Raw genomic sequence first — 15198 nt, 5'->3', positions numbered from 1 at the left:
TAAGATGAGTCAAAACGTTTATCAATTTGTCGACTTACAGCGTGTTGATCCGCCGAAAAAAGCGCTGAAGATCCGTAAAATTGAGTTTGTGGAAATTTACGAGCCGTTCTCAGCAACTCAGGCTGCGTCGCAGGCAGACCGCTGTCTGTCCTGTGGTAACCCTTACTGCGAATGGAAATGTCCGGTTCATAACTACATTCCGAACTGGCTGAAGCTGGCGAACGAAGGTCGCATCATGGAAGCCGCCGACCTCGCGCACCAGACCAACAGTCTGCCGGAAGTCTGCGGGCGCGTTTGCCCGCAGGATCGCCTGTGCGAAGGTTCCTGTACTCTGAACGATGAGTTCGGCGCAGTGACCATCGGTAACATCGAACGCTATATCAACGATAAAGCTATCGAAATGGGCTGGCGTCCGGATATGTCTCACGTGCAGCCAACCGGCAAACGTGTGGCGATCATCGGTGCCGGTCCGGCAGGTCTGGCGTGTGCCGATGTGCTGACCCGTAACGGTGTGAAAGCGGTGGTTTACGATCGCCATCCGGAAATCGGCGGCCTGCTGACTTTCGGTATTCCGGCCTTCAAGCTGGAAAAATCGGTGATGACCAAACGTCGCGAAATCTTCACGGAGATGGGTATCGAATTCCAGCTCAACACTGAAGTTGGCAAAGACATCACCATTGATGCGCTGCTGGCGGAATACGATTCTGTGTTCCTCGGCGTCGGCACTTATCAGTCCATGCGCGGTGGTCTGGCGAACGAAGATGCACCGGGCGTGTACGATGCCCTGCCGTTCCTGATCGCCAACACCAAGCAGCTGATGGGTTACGATGACAGTCAGGAAGAGCCTTACGTGACGATGGACAAGAAACGTGTCGTGGTGCTGGGCGGTGGTGATACCGCGATGGACTGCGTGCGTACGTCAATCCGTCAGGGCGCGACTCACGTGACCTGTGCGTACCGTCGTGATGAGGAAAACATGCCGGGCTCGCGTCGTGAAGTGAAGAATGCGCGCGAAGAAGGGGTGGATTTCAAATTCAACCTGCAACCACTGAGCATCGAACTGAACGATTCAGGCCGCGTATGTGGCGTGCGTATGGCGCGTACTGAACTCGGCGCGCCGGATGCTCACGGGCGTCGTCGTGCCGAGATTGTGGCCGGTTCCGAACATGTGATGGAAGCCGATGCCGTGGTGATGGCGTTTGGTTTCCGCCCTCACAAAATGGAATGGCTGGCAGCCCATGACGTTGAGCTGGACACCCAGGGACGTATCGTTGCCCCTGAAGGCAGCGACAACGCCTTCCAGACCAGCAACCCGAAAATCTTCGCCGGTGGCGATGCGGTTCGCGGTTCCGATCTGGTGGTGACCGCGATTGCTGAAGGCCGTAAAGCGGCAGAAGGCATCATGAACTTCCTCGAAGTCTGATCCGTCGCCTCATAAAAAAGGGTCCGCCAGCCATGGCAGACCCTTTTTTTTATGCTTCGCAACCGTCACAACATTCTGTTCTGCGCCAGCAACGCGGCACCCAGCAAGCCTGCGTCATGCTGATGTTTCGCCCTGAAAAGCGGCACGCGACAAATCTCCGGCTCTTCCTCAAGCCATGCTTTCACCCGCGCTAAATATCCGTCGGCCAGACCCACACTTCCGCCCAATACCACGCACTGACAATCGGTCGCGACTTTGATATCCGCAATCAACCGTGCCAGCACACGGGCTGAACGCTGGATCAATTCCTCCGCTTGCGGATGCCCCGCCGCCGCATGAGCAAAAATCTGTTTCGCTGTGCAACCGGCTAAATCACCGTTTGCGGCGCGGGCAATGCCGCGCCCGGAGGCCATCGCCTCAACGCACCCCGTCCGGCCACAACCGCAGCGCGGACCGTGCGGATCGGCCAGCGTATGGCCGAAATGCCCCGCCAGCCCTTCGGTCCCGGTCAGCAGTTTGCCACCGGTGACCATTCCGCCGCCTACACCGGTCGAGACGGTGAGAAACACCATGTCCGTCGTATCAGCTGAAAGTGCGTGATACTCCGCCCAGGCAGCCGCCTGAGCGTCATTGACCGCCATGCACGGCAGGTTCGTCAGACGGGACAGGACATCCACCAATGGAAAATGGCTAAGGCCTCCGAGATTATCCGGATTTAGTGCCGTCAGAACGCCCTGTTTAATGATGCCGGTTGAGGCCACCGCCACCCGTTGCGCCTGTGAGACCAGCGGCGCGACGAGTGTTGCCAGCGCCGCCTGCAAGGCTTGTGGCGTGCGGCTGGCCGGTGTCGGGATTTCACGGCGGCCGGTGAGATTTGAGGCGCTGTCTGCCAGCGCCGCCGCCAGTTTGGTGCCGCCGATATCGATGACCAGCGTCGTCATTTGGCGACCTTCACGATCTCATCCCGGAACCACTGACATACATGCTCCAGACGGGTAATGGCCGAACCGACCGTGACCGCCCAGGCACCCTGCTGCATCGCCTGCGCCGCCAGGTGCGGCGAGTTATAGCGTCCTTCAGCAATGACCCGGCATCCTTCAGCACTGAGTGCTTTCACTAAGGCAACATCAGGTTCTTCCGGCACCGGCCCGCTGATATAGCCTGATAACGTTGTGCCGATAATATCCGCCCCCAGCCGCTGACAATCCAGCCCGTCCTGCAACGAGGAACAATCCGCCATGGCCAGCAAATGATGCTGGTGGATACGCGCCAGCAGTTCCGCCACCGGCACCGGCCGTTCCCGGTCCGTGCCATCGAAAGCAATAATGCTGGCACCCGCCTGCGCCAGCGCGTCCACATCCTGCAGATACGGCGTGATACGCACCGGAGAATCCGTAAGGTCACGTTTAATAATGCCGATGACCGGTACCGACACCCGCGCATGCGTCGCCCTGAGATTCTCAATGCCTTCGATGCGCAGCGCCACGGCACCGGCCTGCTCCGCAGCCAGCGCCATTGCGGCCACGATTTCAGGCTTATCCAGCGGGCTGCCGGGTACCGGCTGGCAGGACACAATCAGTCCGCCCGCTTGTGCAATCTTCGCATCCAGTTTTTCAAGCAATGACATAAACACTCCCTGCTACATTCAGTTTCTGATCAATCCGTTTTTCGGATTTTCCGGCTTCGCTTTCTTCAATGCACCGCTGAAAGGTTTGCCATCAATCGTATCGTGCGTGCGCAAGGCGTCAGGATGTACCCAACGCTGAATACGGGACGGCATATCCAGACCGATCAGCAAGATCACCACGAACGTCAACCCGAAGGACAGGGATGCCAGCGCGGTACCGAGATCCAGACGCTGGGCAATCGCCACCCCGATGACCGGAGCCAGTGCCCCGCCCAGCGCGCCGACGTTGTAGGTAAAGCCCAGCCCTGCCGCACGTTGTTCGGTATCGAAATAACCGCCAATCAGTTTAGGCAGAATGCCGGAGATGCCCTGTCCCAACATTTGTTGCAGGAATAACAGTAATCCCAATACCCAGATATTTCCGCCGCCGATCGCAAAGACCGGAATAATCAGCAGTTGCGAGGCCAGTAAACTGCACACGTACGCTTTGCGCGTGCCCAGCCAGTCGCCGAGGAAACCGCCCACGCAGCAGCCGACCGCCGCACCAAATCCGCTGAAGAACAACACATGCGCCACCAGTGTCGGGGAATAGGCCAGTTCCGTTTTTAAGTACGTCGGTAATAACGCCTGAATAGGCCACGAGTAGAGGAAAGCAAAGAAGACAACGACCATCAGCGTGACGCCGGTCGGCCAGCGTTTACCGCTGCCCTGCACCATAAAACTGATGAATATCGCCGCACATACCAGCCCCAGAATGGCAATGACGGCGGCGCTGCCCACATCTCCGGCAAAACAGAAATAGAGCGCGGTGGCGGCCACGACGGTCATGCCAACGTTGATGACGCGATGTTTGCCCCGATAAAGAACATCCACCATGGTTTTGACCGGTTTCTTATGGGCAAATTTCGCCTGCCAGTCTTCTGCTTCCGGGATATTTTTACGCAGCCACAGGGCGAAAATAATCGGTAAGATGCCGATGAAAAACAGTGCGCGCCAGCCCCAGACCGGTACCACCACGCTGTAAACCTGAGCGGCAATCACGGCACCCACCGAGAAGCCGGAAATCAAAAATCCGCTGGCCTTGTTACGTAAATTCTTTGGCCAGCTTTCAATGACGTAGGTCGCACTCGAGCCGTACTCCCCCGCCATGCCCATGCCGATAATCAGACGGGCGAAGAACATCACCGTGAAACCGGGGGCAAAACCGCAGGCCAGCGTCCCCACGGAAAACAGCGCGATACTGGTGATCATCGCCAGCTTTCTGCCATACCGGTCGCCCATGGCGCCGAGCAGCAAGCCGCCAAACCAGCGGGAGATAAACGCCGCAGAAATCAGACTCGCGGCCTGAACACCTGTCAGGTCGAACTCGCTTTTAATTTCTGTCAGTACTAAGGCGATCAGGACAAAATCAAAACCATCTAAAAGGTAGCCAATCCAGGCGGCCGAAAATGCTTTCCATTGCGGTTTAGTCAAATGGCGAAACCATGAGATCTGTCGGGCATTGTTACGCATAAATCACCCCCGGGGCGGATGAGTAGGGATCCGCCCTTGGTTAGGACTGATAGAGTATTGTTGATGCCGGGCAATCCGGCATCCGGATTCAGAACGCGCTGCGTTCTGTCTGTAATTGCGCGGCCAGTGCTTTAAGCTCAGGCAGGTATTGCTCATCCACCGGCGCAAAAGGTTTGCGGCAAAGCGGTACGGCGACGATATCCATGTAATGCAAAATCGTTTTCAGCCCGCGGAAGACACCCGTTTTGATCAGCAGATCGATGACCTTGTTGCACTCGCTTTGCAGATGCATCGCACGCTGAACGTCTCCTTCCTGCACGGCAGTTTTAATTGCCATGTATCGCCAGCCCATGACGTTATAGGTACTGCCGATCCCGCCATCGGCGCCTGCCAGCAGGCCGGAGGCAAAGATTTCGTCGTACCCGTTGTAGAGCACCAGATCGGGATGCGCGCGGCGGATTTTTTCCATCTCATACAGGTCACCGGACGTTTGTTTCAACGCGCCCACGCCCGGCAGTTTGATCAGGGTGTCGATCTGATCCAGCGTCAGTTTCACGCCGCTGAGCGCCGGAATGTTGTAAACCACCATCGGTAAGCCTTCGGCGGCATCTGTGACAGCACGGTAGTGATCGCAATGTTCATTAAAGCTGAAAGGGTAATAGAACGGCGTCACCGCAGAGACGGCATCAAACCCGTAACGGTTTGCCGCCGCGGCGAGTGTCTGACTTTCACGGGTGCTGATTGCGCCGACATGCGCGATTAACGTCACCTTCCCTTTCGCTTCTTCCGCCACGATTTCCAGCACCTGTTCGCGCTCCAGCGGACTTTGAAGGAAGGCTTCGCCGGTAGAACCGCCGACGTACAGGCCATCGATCCCCTGTTCAATATTGAAACGCACCAGACGGCGCAGGCTGTCGGTATCCACTTGTTGTTGCTGATTGAAAGGAGTGAGCAATGCCGGCATCACGCCCCGCAGATTCTGTGTCATAAACGCCTCTTGGTTGTTGGGTTTTCAGGCAATTCGATATACCTTTATACCTGTTATACCAGACCAAAAAACAAACACAATACACCTGAAGGTTCAGGATGTGATCTGCACCATATGAAATAGTTATGGGTGATCAGAGACGATCAAAAAGAATGCGGGGAAGATCGCAGTTCAGGGTGGGTTACAGCTTCGCACCACGATCAGGCTTTGCCGCGTAATACGCCGCGAATACGCTTTTCAGATGCGCTTTCAGCGCCGCATCGGCGGCATCCGGATCACGCGCCCGGATAGCGTTGAAGATTTCGATGTGCTGCTGATAACTGACGTTGTTGTGGGCGTGCAGCTCTTCCTGTGGCACGGAAGGACGCGCCGCAATCAGCCAGTCCAGCAGGGCCACATGCACGACCATGAAGATCGGGTTGGCCGGGATTTCTGCCAGTTCGCGGTGAAATTCGATGTCAGAGCGGATGAACAAATCGTTGTCGTCCAGTGACTGGCTGTTCATTTCCAGCGCTTTGCCAAGACGTTCAATCTGCTCGTCGGTGGCGAATTCGGCGGCGTAGCGCACCAGGCTGGATTCGAAAAACATCCGCAGTTGCTCGAAATGGGCAATCCCTTCAGGCCGGGCGAGAAAGTCTGTCGCCACACCGGACAACTCACTGATGATGGTTTCTGCCGACGGACGGGAGACGCGGGCGCGCTCCCCGTTACTGATCTGCACCAGCCCTTTACGTTTGAGCGCCGCCAGTGCTTCGCGTACGGAAGGCCGGCCAACGTTGAAGAATGTCATCAGCTCACGTTCTGACGGCAGTTGCTCCCCTTCGGCGAATTCGCGCCTGCGGATCATCTGCTCCAGCTCTTCTTCCACCATTTCTGAAAGCTTCTTGCGCGCCAGAGGACGGCGGCGCATTGCATGCCCGAAGGTGTCGTTGATATCTGCCGGTTGTTCGTCGAATGTGCTCATAACTCAGGATCAGACCCTGTTTAATGAATGGGATACGAAGGAATTTTTGAATGATAACACAGCACATCTGCACTGGCGAAAGGAGAGGCAGGCGGAATACGGGCATAAAAAACCCCGCGTAGTATTACGCAGGGTTTAGAGGCGAAGCCGGTCTGAGGCGGAGTGTTATTTCACAACGCGCAGTGCCGGGCGACCACCGCGTGGCGGGGTCGGAGGCTCATCGTCCGGATCTTCTTCAGCCACGTCCGGCAAATCGCCGTCAATGACTGACATGGTCGGTTCTGTCGGCTCATCCACGCTCAGGTCGCCGTCAAAGGCGCCTTCCGCTTCATAAGCAGGTTCAGGTTCGAACATGGTACCGGCACCGTTTTCACGGGCATAAATCGCCAGTACGGCAGCAATCGGTACAAATACGTTACGCGGTACGCCACCAAAACGGGCATTGAAGCGTACGTCATCGTTACCCAGTTCGAGATTGCCGACAGCACGCGGCGCGACGTTCAGAACAATTTGTCCGTCACGCGCAAACTCCATCGGCACCATCACGCCAGGCATCGTCACGTCAACCACCAGATGCGGGGTTAACTGGTTGTCGAGCAACCAGTCATAAAAAGCCCGCAACAGATAGGGGCGACGCGGAGACATGTCGGTCATCTCCATACCTTAACCTCGGGTATGCAAACGCATTTCGCGCTCTGCTTCGGTCAGGGAAGCCAGGAAGGCATCACGTTCGAAGACGCGGGTCATGTAGCCTTTCAGCTCTTTAGAACCGGCACCCGCCAGCTCAATGCCCAACTCCGGCAAACGCCACAGCAGCGGAGCCAGGTAGCAATCGACCAGGCTGAACTCTTCGCTTTTGAAGTAAGGCATGTAAGAGAAGATTGGCGCAATCGCCAGCAGCTCTTCACGCAGTTGTTTACGCGCAGCATCGGCTTCGGTCGCAGAACCTTGTTCGATTTGGCGCATCAGCGAATACCAGTCATTTTCGATGCGGTGCATCATCAGACGGCTCTCACCACGGGCAACCGGATAAACCGGCATCAGCGGTGGATGCGGGAAACGCTCATCAAGATATTCCATGATGATACGGGATTCGAACAGGGTCAGCTCACGATCAACCAGCGTCGGTACAGTGCGGTAAGGGTTGAGGTCAATAAGATCCTGCGGCAGGTGATCCATCTCAACCTGCTCGATCTCGACACTGACACCTTTTTCCGCCAGTACGATACGTACCTGATGGCTAAAAATGTCGGTCGGGCCGGAAAACAGCGTCATTACCGAACGTTTGTTGGCAGCGACAGCCATGAAAACCTCCAAGTTTATCTAGAATATTACAGCGAGTTATCGCCAGCCTGCAGTTTTTGTCCCGTAGTTTCATAGACAACCATCGGCAAGGCGAACCCAGCCAGGAAGCGCGGCAACGTCAACTGCTCGGCGAACAGGCACAAAAGTGTGTGATAGTTTACCAGATTTTACGCAGGCTGTGGGCGACGGTGAGACGATTTCATGGGGAATTGTGTGTCAGGAGATCATTTCCCCTGCGATTACTGAAAAACAGGTATAAAAAAACCCGGTGAAACACCGGGTTTTTGACGCTGATTTCCGTGCCGAAGCACTGTGCTGCAAAGCAGCAGAAAATTAACGTTTGGAGAACTGAGGACGACGACGTGCTTTACGCAGACCGACTTTCTTACGTTCAACCTGACGAGCATCACGAGTAACGAAGCCAGCTTTACGCAGTTCGCCACGAAGATTTTCGTCATATTCCATCAGTGCACGGGTAATACCGTGACGGATAGCACCAGCTTGACCGGAGATACCACCACCTTTAACAGTGATGTACAGGTCGAATTTCTCAACCATGTCGACCAGTTCCAGTGGTTGACGAACTACCATGCGGGCAGTTTCACGACCAAAGTACTGTTCCAGGCTACGCTGGTTAATTACGATGTTACCACTACCCGGTTTGATGAAAACACGAGCGGCGGAGCTTTTGCGGCGACCAGTGCCGTAGTATTGATTTTCAGCCATTGCCTATAATCCCGAATTAAATGTCAAGAACTTGCGGTTGTTGCGCCGCATGAGTGTGCTCGTTACCCGCGTAAACTTTCATTTTACGGTACATTGCACGACCCAACGGGCCCTTTGGCAACATGCCTTTAACCGCGAGCTCGATCACGCGTTCAGGACGGCGAGCGATCATCTCTTCAAAGGTCGCTTGCTTGATACCACCGATGTGGCCGGTGTGATGGTAATAAATCTTGTCGTTACGCTTGTTGCCGGTTACAGCAACTTTTTCTGCGTTCAGAACGATGATGTAATCACCAGTATCAACGTGCGGAGTGTATTCCGCTTTATGTTTGCCACGCAGACGGCGAGCCAGTTCAGTGGCCAGGCGACCTAAGGTCTTGCCGGTAGCGTCAACTACGAACCAGTCACGTTGTACGGTTTCCGGTTTAGCTGTAAAAGTTTTCATTAAAAGCTTACCCAATTAAAGTTACACGTTGGCGAACACCCGAACGCTTACTTGTTTATAAAATAAGTATTTGAGGTTCACACGACCATCGTCCAGCAAACCTACCCCTTCGAATAGCCAATGCTGGCACTTATAAAGTTTCGGGAAAAAAACTTTGTAGTAACGTGGGGTCGCAAGATTATAGAGAAGTCTCCTGCAAAGATCGAACCCTTTTTCGACAAAAAGGAAGATTTCCCTCAACATCGTCTGAGGGTTCGGCAGGCAGGCTTTACTGACTCTTTTTATACCACAAAACGAACAAAGAATAACCAACCCATCATCATGGCAGATGCGGGCGCTTGAGGTATTCTTCGCTCTGCATCTCCTGTAAACGCGACAGGCAACGCTGGTATTCGAATTTCAGCCGTTCGCCCTGATAGATGTCAAACATCGGCGCGGCAGCGGAAATCACCAGTTTGACATGGCGCTCATAGAATTCATCCACCAGCGCCAGAAAACGGCGTGCAGCATTCTCACTGTCTGCGCCCATCACCGGCACATTATGCAGCAACACGCTGTGATAGATTTTTGACAGCGCAATGTAGTCGAGCTGGCTGCGCGCCTCTTCGCATAAGGTATGGAATTCTACCGCCAGCACGCCATCCACGGCGGCAATCGCCTGCAATGGACGGTGGTTCACTTCCAGCAGCGGTTTGCCGCCTGCGTCCGCGCCGCTGTGATTGCCGGTCAGTTTCCCCAGCATGGCATGCATCGCATCCGCCGTTTCCGGACCGGCCGGCGTCAGCCATAAATTGGCTTGTGTCAGTGTACGCAGACGGTAATCAATCCCGGCATCCACATTCAGCACATCGCAATATTCTTTGATCAGATCAATCGCGGGCAGGAAACGCGCACGTTGCAGACCGTTACGGTACAGCAAGTCCGGTGGAATGTTTGAGGTGGCAATCAGCGTGATGCCACGGGCAAACAGCGCCTGCAATAATGTGGCCAGCAGCATCGCATCGGTAATATCCGAAACAAAAAACTCATCGAAACACAGCACGTCGGTTTCTGCCTTGAACCGGTCAGCGATCACTTCCAGCGGATCTTCCTGCCCCTGCAGCTGCGTCAGTTCTTCATGGACGCGCAACATAAAGCGGTGGAAATGCAGACGAAGCTTACGTTCGCCGGGCAGGCTGTGGAAAAACAGATCCATCAGCCAGGTTTTGCCCCGCCCCACTCCGCCCCACATATATAAGCCCTGGACGGGGCGCGTCGTGGTTTTCGGCGGACTTTTGGCAAATAAGCGTCCCAGCAGGCCACGGCTGGCGGCCGGTGGCGATGCGGCAGGCCGGGCGGACAGCGCCTGATAGATGGCATCAAGCTGCGCGACAGCCTGTTTCTGAACGGCATCCGCCTGGAACTCACCGGCATCAACAGCGTTCTGATACAGGAAAAGGGGTGATTGAGATTGCATCTTCGTTAACGTCCCTGAGAAAAAAATTTTATGTTTTTCACGTCGTTTAGCCGCTTTTTTGCTGTGGATTCGCCGCATTTCCCGGCTGTCTGTGTGTGAAAAAACCAACAGACCGCAGTGATTTTCCCGGCAGGATTCCACTCTGACAAGGTTAACGGTTATAGTGGAGCTATTGCATGACGCATGCGTGTGACAATTACGTTAAAACCATTGTGTAAAAAAGTTAAGTCATAAAAGTTACGTGAAAAAGCCCTGCGGGACAACGAAGTCAAAATAGGAGTCATTATGACCTGGGAGTATGCACTCATTGGATTAGTGGTCGGTATCGCGATTGGTGCGGTAGCGATGCGCTTTGGTAATCGTAAATTACGTGATCAACAAGTCATGAAAAACGAGCTGGAGAAAAGTAAAGCCGAACTCGACGAATACCGTCAGGAGCTGGTGGGCCATTTTGCCCGCAGCGCAGAGTTACTCGATAATATGGCGACCGATTACCGCCAGCTTTATCAACACATGGCGAAAAGCTCCAACAATTTGCTGCCTGATATGCCAGAGCAGGATAATCCGTTCAACTACCGTCTGACCGGTTCTGAAGCCGATAACGATCAGGTGCCGGTGCAGATGCCACGCGATTACTCTGACGGTGCGTCTGGTCTGCTGCGCGGCGAGCGTCCTGTCCGTAAATAACTGACGCGCCTGACCGGTATGACATCCTCATGCCGGTCAATATGCGGCACATGTTCCGTGCATGTGCCGTTCTCCGGATCCTTCCCGTGCTGTGAATCACCGTTCTATTGTCCATAACTGACGTCCATTACAGAAAGCGAGAGAGTTATCGTGATGAAGAAAAAGTCATTTTTGCTCAGTGTGTTAGCTGTTAGCCTTGGATTAACTTTCGCTTCTGCGCCTATGGCGAATGCTGCTTTGCCTACGGAAGTTCAGGGACAACCTTTACCCAGCCTGGCTCCGATGCTGGAAAAAGTCTTACCGGCGGTGGTGGGCGTACAGGTGTCCGGCACCCAGCCGCCAAGTGCGGATGTGCCACCGGAATACAAGTTCTTCTTCGGCCAGCAAGATCCGGAACCGAATCCCGGCCCGCAACCTTTTGAAGGTCTGGGTTCCGGTGTGATTATTGATGCCGCCAAAGGCTACGTGCTCACCAACAATCACGTGGTGAACAACGCGGATAAAATTAACGTCCAGCTCAATGACGGTCGTGAATATAAAGCCAAGCTGATCGGCAAAGACGATCAGTCTGATATCGCCGTGATCCAGCTGATTGACGCCAAAAACCTGACACAAATTGCGATGGCCGATTCCGATAACCTGCGCGTGGGGGATTTTGCGGTTGCCGTCGGTAATCCGTTCGGACTCGGTCAGACCGTGACGTCCGGCATTGTCTCAGCACTTGGTCGCAGCGGCCTGAATCTTGAAGGGCTGGAAAACTTTATTCAGACCGATGCCTCAATTAACCGCGGCAACTCCGGCGGCGCGTTGCTCGATCTGAAAGGTGAACTGATCGGTATCAATACCGCCATTATCTCTTCACAAGGTGGCAGCGTCGGTATCGGTTTTGCTATCCCGGTGAATATGGCGAAAAACCTCAGCCACCAGCTGATTGAGTTCGGTGAAGTAAAACGCGGCCTGCTGGGGATCAGAGGCAGTGAAATGACGCCGGAACTGGCGCAGGCATTTAAGCTCGACAGCCAGCGTGGTGCGTTCGTCAATGAAGTGTTACCGGATTCCGCCGCCGCCAAAGCAGGTATCAAATCCGGCGACGTGCTGATTACCCTTCAGGGCAAAACGCTGAGCAGCTTTGCCGAATTACGCGCGAAAGTCGGCACGGCCGGTCCGGGCGTCACCATGCAGATTGGTCTGCTGCGCGACGGCAAACCGATGACCGTCAATGTCACGCTGGATAAAAGTCCGGCAGTGGAAGTCAGCATCGAGAAGCTGAATCCGGCGCTCCAGGGCGTGACGCTCAGCGATCCGGCGGATAAAAACGCCAAAGGCGTACATGTCGATGACGTGAAAAAAGGATCACCGGCTGAGCAGATTGGCCTTGAGAAAGACGATGTCATCATCGGCGTTAACCGCGAGCCTCTCGAAAATCTGGCGGCTTTCCGCAAAATTCTGGAAAGCAAACCGGACCTGATTGCCCTGAGCATTCAGCGTAAAGGCCAAAATATCTATTTATTCATGCCGTAAAGCGTTGAAAATCGGACGCAGGTGCTGCTGCGTCCGATTAACTCATGCTATTCTTCCCTCACTTTTCATCTCGCACCCCATACACCCATGTTTGTTAAGCTATTGAGATCTGCTGTTATCGGCCTGATTGTTGCCGGCATTTTGCTGGCGGCGGTGCCTATGTTGCGTAAAAACATCACAGAACCGTTGTTTGACCGTAATTTTGTGCAGAACAGCGAAGAACCCGTCAGCTATAACTCAGGCGTCCGCCATGCCGCACCGGCGGTGGTGAACGTTTATAACCGCAACATGGGCAACAGTTCGCAAAACGAACTGGCCATCCGCACACTGGGTTCCGGTGTGATCATGAACGACAACGGTTACATCCTGACCAATAAACACGTGATCAATAATGCCGATCAGATCATCGTGGCATTGCAGGATGGACGCGTATTCGAAGCCCTGCTGGTCGGCTCAGACAGCCTGACAGACTTAGCCGTGCTGAAAATCAATGCCGGAAATTTGCCGGTGATCCCGATTAATCCACACCGCACGCCGCATGTCGGTGATGTCGTGATGGCGATTGGTAACCCGTATAACCTCGGTCAGACCGTCACGCAGGGCATTATCAGCGCGACAGGCCGTATCGGCCTCAGCCCGTCAGGTCGCCAGAACTTCCTGCAAACCGATGCCTCGATTAACCAGGGCAACTCCGGTGGTGCGCTGGTGAACTCATTGGGTGAGCTGATGGGGATTAATACCCTGTCCTTTGACCAGAGCAACGATGGTGCCACGCCGGAAGGCATTGGTTTCGCCATCCCGACCGCGCTGGCGACAAAAGTCATGGGCAAGCTGATTCGTGATGGCCGCGTGATCAGGGGTTATATCGGCATCGGCGGGCGCGAGGTATCGCCTCTGCACGGGCCAAACAGCGGGCTGGATCATATTCAGGGGATTGTGGTTAACGAAGTCACGCCAAACGGCCCGGCGGCCAATGCCGGTATGCAGGTCCGGGACGTGATTGTTAACGTCAACAATAAACCGGCGATTTCGGCAATCGAAACCATGGATCAGGTGGCAGAGGTACGGCCGGGCACGGTGATCCCGGTGGAGATTATGCGCAACGGCCAGAAGCTGACCTTGCAGGTGACCGTGCAGGAATACCCTTCGCACTGACCGCCGCAGATTCCAGAAACGAAAAAGCCGGAAAGGTTTCCCCTTCCGGCTTTTTTTATGGCATCAGGCTGAGTTTATCACTCGCCTTTGAAGCGCTCGATTTTCGCACCCAGCTGACGCAGTTTATCTTCGATACGCTCGTAACCACGATCGATGTGATAAATACGGTCAACCACGGTCACGCCTTCCGCAATACACCCCGCCAGAACCAGACTCGCAGACGCACGTAAATCCGTCGCCATGACCTGAGCGCCAGACAGTTTTTCAACGCCGTGACAAATCAGGGTGCTGCCTTCGATTTCAGCATGTGCGCCCATACGGATCAGTTCAGGAATGTGCATGAAACGGTTTTCGAAGATGGTTTCGGTGATCACACCGGTCCCTTCCGCCACCAGGTTCAGCAAGCTGAACTGCGCCTGCATATCGGTCGGGAACCCCGGATGTGGTGCAGTGCGGAAGGTGACGGCTTTCGCGCGGTTACCGTGCATGTCGAGACTGATCCAGTCTTCGCCCACTTCGATATCCGCACCGGCTTCACGCAGTTTTGCCAGCACGGCATCCAGCGTATCAGGACGGGCTTCGCGACAGGTGATTTTGCCACCGGAGATCGCCGCCGCCACCAGGAAAGTCCCGGTTTCGATACGGTCCGGCACCACGCGGTAAACACCGCCGCCCAGACGCGCAACGCCTTCGATGGTGATTTTGTCGGTGCCTGCGCCGGTGATTTTCGCACCCAGCGTATTCAGGAAATTCGCGGTATCGACGATTTCCGGCTCACGCGCGGCGTTTTCAATGATGGTGGTGCCTTCGGCCAGTGTCGCGGCACTCATGATGGTGACGGTCGCGCCAACGCTGACTTTATCCATCACGATGTGCGCGCCTTTCAGACGGCCATCGACAGACGCTTTCACATAGCCTTCTTCCAGCACGATGGTCGCGCCCAGTTGTTCCAGACCGGTAATGTGCAGGTCGACAGGACGCGCGCCAATGGCGCAACCGCCCGGCAGGGACACTTCACCACGGCCAAAACGCGCCACCAGCGGGCCAAGCGCCCAGATGGAAGCACGCATGGTTTTCACCAGATCATACGGCGCACAAAACTCGTTAACTGCGCTGGCGTCCACGAACACAGAACCGTTGCGTTCGATTTTGGTGCCCAGCTGGCTCAGGAGTTTGATGGTGGTATCGATATCTTTCAGGTGAGGAACGTTCTGGAGTTCAACCGGTTCTTCAGCAAGCAGTGCGGCAAACAAAATAGGAAGTGCTGCATTTTTTGCACCAGAGATAGTGACTTCACCGCTCAGGCGAGTCCCACCCTGTACACGAAATTTATCCATTATGACTGCTCTCTATTCATTAAAACGACAGGTCAGATACGAGGAAGCTGCC

General features: G+C 54.9%; 15 protein-coding genes. 4 read left to right on the top strand and 11 right to left on the bottom strand.

Annotated features, from left to right (window positions below; all coding sequences use genetic code 11):
• Positions 1–4: 4 nt before the first annotated feature.
• Positions 5–1423 (top strand): glutamate synthase small subunit, encoded by a 1419-nt coding sequence (locus tag EYY67_RS14820; RefSeq protein WP_095924435.1) that lies wholly within the window; start codon positions 5–7, stop codon positions 1421–1423.
• A gap of 65 nt (positions 1424–1488) precedes the next feature.
• On the opposite strand, the gene nanK is transcribed toward EYY67_RS14820, so the two are convergent.
• From nanK to zapE, 10 genes are all read right to left on the bottom strand, one after another.
• Positions 1489–2364 carry an N-acetylmannosamine kinase gene (gene nanK / locus EYY67_RS14815; protein WP_119822422.1) on the bottom strand — a complete coding sequence of 292 codons (876 nt, stop codon included), beginning with the start codon at positions 2362–2364 and terminating at the stop codon, positions 1489–1491.
• On the bottom strand, positions 2361–3050 hold the full coding sequence (locus EYY67_RS14810; RefSeq protein WP_131693796.1) for an N-acetylmannosamine-6-phosphate 2-epimerase: 690 nt from the start codon (positions 3048–3050) through the stop codon (positions 2361–2363). Before EYY67_RS14810 ends, nanK begins: the two co-directional genes overlap by 4 nt.
• 18 nt (positions 3051–3068) lie before the next feature.
• Positions 3069–4562, bottom strand: coding sequence for an MFS transporter (locus tag EYY67_RS14805; RefSeq protein ID WP_131693795.1), 1494 nt, complete (start codon positions 4560–4562; stop codon positions 3069–3071).
• 88 nt (positions 4563–4650) lie between these two features.
• Positions 4651–5550 carry an N-acetylneuraminate lyase gene (gene nanA, locus EYY67_RS14800; protein WP_131693794.1) on the bottom strand — a complete coding sequence of 300 codons (900 nt, stop codon included), beginning with the start codon at positions 5548–5550 and terminating at the stop codon, positions 4651–4653.
• Between the two features lie 181 nt (positions 5551–5731).
• Complete coding sequence (locus tag EYY67_RS14795) at positions 5732–6514, bottom strand: transcriptional regulator NanR (RefSeq protein ID WP_119822420.1); 783 nt, start codon at positions 6512–6514, stop codon at positions 5732–5734.
• Positions 6515–6679: 165 nt separating this feature from the next.
• Complete coding sequence (sspB, locus tag EYY67_RS14790) at positions 6680–7174, bottom strand: ClpXP protease specificity-enhancing factor (RefSeq protein WP_095924429.1); 495 nt, start codon at positions 7172–7174, stop codon at positions 6680–6682.
• A gap of 3 nt (positions 7175–7177) precedes the next feature.
• Complete coding sequence (gene sspA / locus EYY67_RS14785) at positions 7178–7819, bottom strand: stringent starvation protein SspA (protein ID WP_095924428.1); 642 nt, start codon at positions 7817–7819, stop codon at positions 7178–7180.
• A gap of 333 nt (positions 7820–8152) precedes the next feature.
• On the bottom strand, positions 8153–8545 hold the full coding sequence (gene rpsI, locus EYY67_RS14780) for a 30S ribosomal protein S9 (RefSeq protein ID WP_013577238.1): 393 nt from the start codon (positions 8543–8545) through the stop codon (positions 8153–8155).
• Between the two features lie 16 nt (positions 8546–8561).
• A complete protein-coding gene (gene rplM, locus EYY67_RS14775) occupies positions 8562–8990 on the bottom strand; it encodes a 50S ribosomal protein L13 (RefSeq protein WP_013577239.1) in 429 nt (142 codons plus the stop codon).
• A gap of 319 nt (positions 8991–9309) precedes the next feature.
• Positions 9310–10446 carry a cell division protein ZapE gene (gene zapE, locus EYY67_RS14765; protein ID WP_095925265.1) on the bottom strand — a complete coding sequence of 379 codons (1137 nt, stop codon included), beginning with the start codon at positions 10444–10446 and terminating at the stop codon, positions 9310–9312.
• A 285-nt stretch (positions 10447–10731) separates the two neighbouring features.
• Here zapE and zapG point away from each other — a divergent pair, with 285 nt between their 5' ends.
• The 3 genes from zapG (at position 10732) to degS (ending at position 13809) form a co-directional block, all read left to right on the top strand.
• A complete protein-coding gene (zapG, locus tag EYY67_RS14760; RefSeq protein ID WP_013577242.1) occupies positions 10732–11133 on the top strand; it encodes a Z-ring associated protein ZapG in 402 nt (133 codons plus the stop codon).
• Between the two features lie 153 nt (positions 11134–11286).
• Positions 11287–12654 carry a serine endoprotease DegQ gene (gene degQ / locus EYY67_RS14755; protein ID WP_095924427.1) on the top strand — a complete coding sequence of 456 codons (1368 nt, stop codon included), beginning with the start codon at positions 11287–11289 and terminating at the stop codon, positions 12652–12654.
• A gap of 87 nt (positions 12655–12741) precedes the next feature.
• On the top strand, positions 12742–13809 hold the full coding sequence (degS, locus tag EYY67_RS14750; RefSeq protein WP_095924426.1) for an outer membrane-stress sensor serine endopeptidase DegS: 1068 nt from the start codon (positions 12742–12744) through the stop codon (positions 13807–13809).
• A gap of 77 nt (positions 13810–13886) precedes the next feature.
• On the opposite strand, the gene murA is transcribed toward degS, so the two are convergent.
• Positions 13887–15146, bottom strand: coding sequence for a UDP-N-acetylglucosamine 1-carboxyvinyltransferase (gene murA, locus EYY67_RS14745; RefSeq protein ID WP_095924425.1), 1260 nt, complete (start codon positions 15144–15146; stop codon positions 13887–13889).
• Positions 15147–15198 lie beyond the last annotated feature (52 nt).

This window comes from Rahnella victoriana, assembly GCF_004330295.1.
GTDB lineage: Bacteria > Pseudomonadota > Gammaproteobacteria > Enterobacterales > Enterobacteriaceae > Rahnella > Rahnella victoriana.
The sequence above is the reverse complement of the archived record's forward strand: the minus strand, read 5'-3'. Positions and strand labels throughout refer to the sequence as shown.

Coding starts and splice junctions, on each gene's coding strand:
- EYY67_RS14820 (WP_095924435.1), top strand. CDS start 5: ATGAGTCAAAACGTTTATCAATTTGTCGACTTACAGCGTGTTGATCCG.
- nanK (WP_119822422.1), bottom strand. CDS start 2,364: ATGACGACGCTGGTCATCGATATCGGCGGCACCAAACTGGCGGCGGCG.
- EYY67_RS14810 (WP_131693796.1), bottom strand. CDS start 3,050: ATGTCATTGCTTGAAAAACTGGATGCGAAGATTGCACAAGCGGGCGGA.
- EYY67_RS14805 (WP_131693795.1), bottom strand. CDS start 4,562: ATGCGTAACAATGCCCGACAGATCTCATGGTTTCGCCATTTGACTAAA.
- nanA (WP_131693794.1), bottom strand. CDS start 5,550: ATGACACAGAATCTGCGGGGCGTGATGCCGGCATTGCTCACTCCTTTC.
- EYY67_RS14795 (WP_119822420.1), bottom strand. CDS start 6,514: ATGAGCACATTCGACGAACAACCGGCAGATATCAACGACACCTTCGGG.
- sspB (WP_095924429.1), bottom strand. CDS start 7,174: ATGGAGATGACCGACATGTCTCCGCGTCGCCCCTATCTGTTGCGGGCT.
- sspA (WP_095924428.1), bottom strand. CDS start 7,819: ATGGCTGTCGCTGCCAACAAACGTTCGGTAATGACGCTGTTTTCCGGC.
- rpsI (WP_013577238.1), bottom strand. CDS start 8,545: ATGGCTGAAAATCAATACTACGGCACTGGTCGCCGCAAAAGCTCCGCC.
- rplM (WP_013577239.1), bottom strand. CDS start 8,990: ATGAAAACTTTTACAGCTAAACCGGAAACCGTACAACGTGACTGGTTC.
- zapE (WP_095925265.1), bottom strand. CDS start 10,446: ATGCAATCTCAATCACCCCTTTTCCTGTATCAGAACGCTGTTGATGCC.
- zapG (WP_013577242.1), top strand. CDS start 10,732: ATGACCTGGGAGTATGCACTCATTGGATTAGTGGTCGGTATCGCGATT.
- degQ (WP_095924427.1), top strand. CDS start 11,287: ATGAAGAAAAAGTCATTTTTGCTCAGTGTGTTAGCTGTTAGCCTTGGA.
- degS (WP_095924426.1), top strand. CDS start 12,742: ATGTTTGTTAAGCTATTGAGATCTGCTGTTATCGGCCTGATTGTTGCC.
- murA (WP_095924425.1), bottom strand. CDS start 15,146: ATGGATAAATTTCGTGTACAGGGTGGGACTCGCCTGAGCGGTGAAGTC.